A 5,879-nucleotide genomic window follows, 5' to 3' on the forward strand; every position below is an offset into this window, starting at 1 on the left:
ATCTCCCGAAGCGACGCCGCCCACAACGCAAGCGTCTCCTCAATCGACGCTGCCTGCGTCCACGATCTTCGAATCATGGTTGCCCATGGATTCAGAAACCCACTAAAAAAACAACTGTAATGCTAAGTCGCAGTCCTGATCCCGATAATCGCTTTCCCGGAACACCGAAAGGTCTAAGGTCTGTTTCGGGAACCTTTAATGGTCGCAGCGTCGCGAGGGTCTTGCCTGCGGCGCCAAATTCAAAAACTGCCTGCCGGAGCACAGCATGCCGATCTACAAAGCCCCAGTCGAAGATGTGAGTTTCCTGCTCAATGACGTCTTCCAGATCGACCGCTACGATAACCTGCCGGGTTTCACCGACGCATCGGCTGACGTGCGCGAAGCCATCCTGGGCGAGGCGGCGAAGCTTTCCGAAGAAGTGTTGCAGCCGCTCAACCGTGTCGGCGACCTCGAAGGCTGCGCCCGCCACGACGATGGCTCGGTGACGACGCCGAAAGGTTTCAAGGAAGCCTATAAGCAGGTGGCCGAAGGCGGCTGGCTCGGACTCTCGGCGCCGACGGAATATGGCGGGCAGGGCCTGCCGGTGACGCTGAGCCAGGCGGTCAACGAATTCCAGATCTCGGCCAACATGGCGTTCTCCATGTATGGCGGTCTCACCATGGGTGCGACCGCGGCGCTCCTGGTGCACGGCACGGACGAGCAGAAGACGACCTATGTCCCGAAGATGGTGGCGGGCGAATGGACCGGCACCATGAACCTCACCGAGCCGCATTGCGGCACCGATCTCGGGCTGTTGCGGACCAAGGCCGTGCCCCAGGCCGATGGCAGCTTCAAGATCACGGGCACCAAGATCTTCATCTCGGCCGGCGAGCACGACCTTACCGACAACATCATCCACCTCGTGCTCGCGCGCATCGAAGGTGCGCCGGCTGGCATCAAGGGCGTCTCGCTGTTCGTGGTGCCGAAATTCCTGGTCAATGCCGATGGCTCGCTCGGGGCACGCAACGGCGTCACCTGCGGCTCGATCGAGCACAAGATGGGCATTCACGGCAATTCCACCTGCGTCATGAATTACGACAATGCCACCGGCTGGCTGATCGGCCAGGAGAACAAGGGCATGCAGGGCATGTTCGTGATGATGAACGAAGCCCGGCTCGGCGTCGCCGTGCAGGGCCTCGCGCAGTCCGAGGTCGCCTATCAGAACGCCGTAGCTTATGCGCGCGAGCGCCTGCAGGGCCGCTCGCTGACCGGCACGAAGGAGCCGGAGAAGCCGGCCGATCCGATCATCGTGCATCCCGATGTCCGCCGTACGCTGCTGACGATCCGCGCCTTCAACGAGGCGGCGCGCGCCATGGTGATCTGGACCGCGCTGAAGAGCGACGTCGCCCATCGCTCGAACGATCCCAAGGACCGCCAGGAGGCCGACGACCATATGGGCCTGATGACGCCGGTCCTGAAGGGCGTGCTCACCGACACCGGCTTTGCCAACACCGTGCTGGCGCAGCAGATGTATGGCGGCCACGGCTATATCGCCGAGCAGGGCATGGAGCAGTTCGTGCGCGATGCGCGTATTTCGATGATTTATGAGGGCGCCAATGGCATCCAGGCGCTCGATCTCGTCGGCCGTAAGCTGCCGCGCGACGGTGGCCGCGCGGTGATGGCGTTCTTCGGCGAGGTCGGCGCTTACGCCAAGGAGCACGGCGGCGACGAAGGCATGAAGCCGTTCGTGACCCCGCTCTCCGCCGCGCTCGGCCATCTGCAGCAGGCGACCGGCTGGCTGATGCAGAACGCGATGACCAAGCCCGACAATGCCGGCGCCGCCGCGACCGACTACATGAAATTGTTCGGGCTGGTTGCGCTCGGCTACATGTGGGCGCGGATGGCGAAGGTGACGCAGGACAAGATCGCCGCCGGCGGCGCAACGCCTTACCTCTCGACCAAGCTCGTGACCGGCCGCTTCTTCATGGAGAAACTGCTGCCGGAGACGGCCGTGCATCTCGCGCGCGTCCAGAGCGGCAGCGGTACCACGATGGAATTGGCGGCCGAAGCATTCTGAAGAATCTTCGGCAGCTACCCCGCGGCTTCGGCCGGTTCGGCTATATATTATGATCCTCATCTAAGGAGGGCGTCATGCCTGAGGCATATATCTACGATCACGTTCGTACCCCGCGCGGCCGCGGCAAGCCCGACGGCGCGCTGCACGAAGTCACCGCGCTGGCGCTCGCCACCGTCCCGCTGAAGGCGCTGAAGGAGCGCAACAACATTGCCGAAGACGTCGTCGACGACGTCGTGCTCGGCATCGTCGATCCCGTCGGCGAAGCCGGCTCCGACATGGCCCGCTTCGCGGCGCTGAAATCCGGCCTCGGCGAGAAGGTGCCGGGCGTGCAGATCAGCCGCTTCTGCGCTTCGGGCCTCGATGCCGTGAATTTTGCCGCCGCCCAGATCATGAGCGGGCAGCATGAACTGGTGATCGGCGGCGGTGCGGAGTCCATGAGCCGGGTCGGCATCGGCGCGTCCGGCGGCGCCTGGCCGATGGACCCCTCGATGGCGGTGCCGGCCTATTTCATGCCGCAGGGCATCTCGGCCGACCTGATCGCGACCAAATACGGCTTCTCCCGCGACGATGTCGACGCCTACGCTGTGCAGAGCCAGCAGCGCGCCGCTAAGTCCTGGGACGAAGGGCGCTTCGACAAATCGGTGGTGCCGGTGAAGGACGTCAACGGCCTCACCATCCTCGCCAAGGACGAGCATATGCGGCCCACGACCACGATGCAGTCGCTGGCGCAGCTCCAGCCGTCGTTCGCGGCGATGGCCGCGATGGCGGGTTTCGATGCCGTGGCGGTGCAGTCGCATCCGGAGATCGAGAAGGTCAATTACGTGCATCACGCCGGCAATTCCTCAGGGATTGTCGACGGCGCCGGCGCGGTGCTGCTCGGCAGCAAGGAAGCGGGTGAGAAGTACGGCCTGAAGCCGCGTGCGAAGATCCGCGCCTTTGCCAATATCGGCTCGGAGCCCGCGATGATGCTGACCGGGCCGGTCGACGTCACTGAAAAGCTGTTCGCCCGCTCCGGCATGAAGAAGTCGGACATCGATCTGTTCGAGCTGAATGAAGCCTTCGCCTCGGTGGTGCTGCGCTACATCCAGGCCTTCGACATCGATAACGCCAAGATCAACGTCAATGGCGGCGCGATCGCGCTCGGCCATCCGCTTGGCGCGACCGGCGCGATGATCCTGGGGACCGTGCTCGACGAGCTCGAGCGCACCGACAAGTCGACCGCGCTGGTGACCTTGTGCATCGGCGGTGGCATGGGCACCGCGACCATCATCGAACGCGTATGAAGCCGTAGGGTGGGCAAAGCGAAGCGTGCCCACCATCGAATTCTCAGCAAGTGATGGTGGGCACGGCGCAAGTGCGCCTTTGCCCACCCTACGATCCGAGCTTAGAACAACCGCCAGCGCCTTACCGGCAGCCGGCATCGAGGGAGCACCACATGGCCTTCAAGAATTTCAAATTCGAAACCGACGCCGACGGCATTGCGCTCGTCACCTGGGACATTCCGGGACGTTCGATGAACGTGCTGGACGAAACCTCGGTCCTCGAGCTCGAGGAGATCGTCAAGCAGACCACGGCGGATGCTGCGATCAAGGGCGTCGTCATCACCTCGAGCAAGGAAGCCTTCTGCGCCGGCGCCGACCTCTCGATGCTCGAGGGCATGAGCCGCACCTATGCGCAGCTCCTGCAAGAGAAGGGCGAGGTCGCGGCCAATCAGGTGCTGTTCGAGCAGAGCCGCCGTTTCTCGCAGGTGTTCCGCTCGATCGAGACCTCGGGCAAGCCGTGGGTCGCCGCCATCAACGGGCTCGCGCTCGGCGGCGGCTTCGAGATCACGCTGTCCTGCCACTACCGCGTCGCCGCGGAGAATCCGAAGACCCGGCTCGGCCTGCCCGAGATCAAGGTCGGCCTGTTCCCCGGCGCCGGCGGCACCCAGCGCGTGCCGCGGATCGTGCCGCCGCAGGACGCGATGCAGCTCCTGTTGAAGGGCGAGGCGATCAACCTCGCAAGAGCCAAGCAGCTCAACCTGATCCACGCGATCGTGCCGCCCGGCGAACTGGTCAAGGCTGCGAAGGACTGGATCAAGGGCGGCGGCAAGGCGGTCGCGCCATGGGATGAGAAGGGCTTCAGGCTGCCCGGCGGCCCCGTCTTCTCGAAGATGGGCATGCAGATGTTCCCGGCGGGCAATGCGATCTACCGCCGCGAGACCTATGACAATTATCCGGCGGCGCGCGCCATCATGAGCTGCGTCTACGAAGGCCTGCAGTTGCCGATCGACGCCGCGCTGCGCGTCGAGTCCCGCTACTTCACGCAAGTGCTGCGCTCCAAGGAAGCGGCGGCGATGATCCGCTCGCTCTTCCTGTCGATGCAGGAACTGAACAAGGGCGCCCGCCGTCCTGCGGGCGTGCCGCCGACCAAGGTCAAGAAGCTTGCCATAATCGGCGCCGGCTTCATGGGCGCCAGCGTCGGCTACGTCTCGGCCAAGGCCGGCATCGATGTCGTGCTGATCGATCGCGACCAGGAGAGCGCCGACAAGGGCAAGGCCCACGCCAAAAGCGTGATCGACGGTCTTGTCGCCAAGGGCCGCGCGAAGGAGGCCGAGCGCGATGCGCTGCTGTCGCGCATCACCGCGACCGCCGACTACAACGTGTTGAAGGACTGCGACCTCGTTATCGAGGCGGTGTTCGAGGATCGCAAGGTCAAGGCTGATACCTATGCCAAGGCGCAGCCGCTCTTGAAGGGTGACGCGATCTTCGCCTCCAACACCTCGACGCTGCCGATCAATTCGCTGGCCGAGGAATTCAAGCACCAGGGCAAGTTCATCGGCATCCACTTCTTCTCGCCGGTCGAGAAGATGATGCTGGTCGAGATCATCCTCGGCAAGAACACCGGCGACGCCGCGCTCGCGACCGCGCTGGACTATGTCCGCGCCATCGGCAAGACGCCGATCGTGGTCAATGACTCCCGCGGCTTCTTCGCCAACCGCTGCGTGATGCGCTACATCGCGGAAGGCAACGAGATGTTCCTGGAAGGCGTGCCGGCGGCCATGATCGAGAACACCGCCAAGATGGCCGGCATGCCGGTCGGGCCGCTGTCGCTGTCGGACGAGGTCGCGCTCGACCTCGGCCTGAAGATCATGAAGGCGACCGAAGCCGATCTTGGCCCCAACGCCATCAACCAGGATCACAAGAAGCTGATGGTTGAAATGGTCGAGAAGCAGGGCCGCTTTGGCCGCAAGAATGCCAAGGGCTTCTACGACTATCCGGAGAAGGGCAAGGGCCAGAAGAGCCTGTGGCCCGGGCTTGGCGGGCTGCAGCCGAAGCACCTCGATCCGGATACGCTTGATGTCGAGGAATTGAAGCAGCGCTTCCTGGTGGTGCAGGCGGTGGAAGCCGCACGCACGGTGGAGGATCATGTCATCACCGACGTGCGCGAGGCCGATGTCGGCTCGATCCTGGGCTTCGGCTTCGCGCCGTTCACCGGCGGCACGCTGTCCTATATCGACTTCATGGGCACGAAGAAATTCGTCGAGCTCTGCCACAAGTTCGAGGCCAAATACGGCTCCCGCTTCACCCCGCCGAAGCTCCTGGTCGAGATGGCGGCCAAGGGCGAAACCTTCTACGGCCGCTTCCCGCCGAAGAAGCCGGTGGTGGAAGCCGCGGAGTAGGGGTGGTGTCTTGTCGTCCCGGGCAAGCGAAGCGCGACCCGGGACCCATATGTGGACGGCCCCCGTGGCACAAGAGCTTTTGAGGTGATCGGATCGCTTGCATCCATATGTCCGGCCTGTTTGATGCGATCGGATGATCGCTGGCCAAGATGGGATGCGCGA

At 63.9% G+C, this 5,879-nt stretch carries 3 protein-coding genes; all 3 read left to right on the forward strand.

Translation table 11 applies throughout. From position 1 onward, the window contains the following. The first annotated feature begins 265 nt into the window (after window positions 1–265). The 3 genes from ACZYOF_RS41540 to ACZYOF_RS41550 all read left to right on the forward strand — a co-directional run bounded on the left by ACZYOF_RS41540 (window position 266) and on the right by ACZYOF_RS41550 (window position 5,717). The gene (locus tag ACZYOF_RS41540; protein ID WP_463719369.1) at window positions 266–2,056 is read left to right on the forward strand and encodes an acyl-CoA dehydrogenase C-terminal domain-containing protein; all 1,791 of its coding nucleotides are present in this window, start codon (window positions 266–268) and stop codon (window positions 2,054–2,056) included. Window positions 2,057–2,130: 74 nt separating this feature from the next. Further along, window positions 2,131–3,339, forward strand: coding sequence for an acetyl-CoA C-acetyltransferase (locus ACZYOF_RS41545; RefSeq protein WP_130583568.1), 1,209 nt, complete (start codon window positions 2,131–2,133; stop codon window positions 3,337–3,339). 152 nt (window positions 3,340–3,491) lie between these two features. Beyond that, window positions 3,492–5,717, forward strand: a complete 2,226-nt coding sequence (locus tag ACZYOF_RS41550; RefSeq protein WP_463719370.1) for a 3-hydroxyacyl-CoA dehydrogenase NAD-binding domain-containing protein — start codon at window positions 3,492–3,494, stop codon at window positions 5,715–5,717. Window positions 5,718–5,879 lie beyond the last annotated feature (162 nt).

The sequence above is a fragment of the Bradyrhizobium sp. LeoA1Lang genome, from assembly GCF_055413685.1.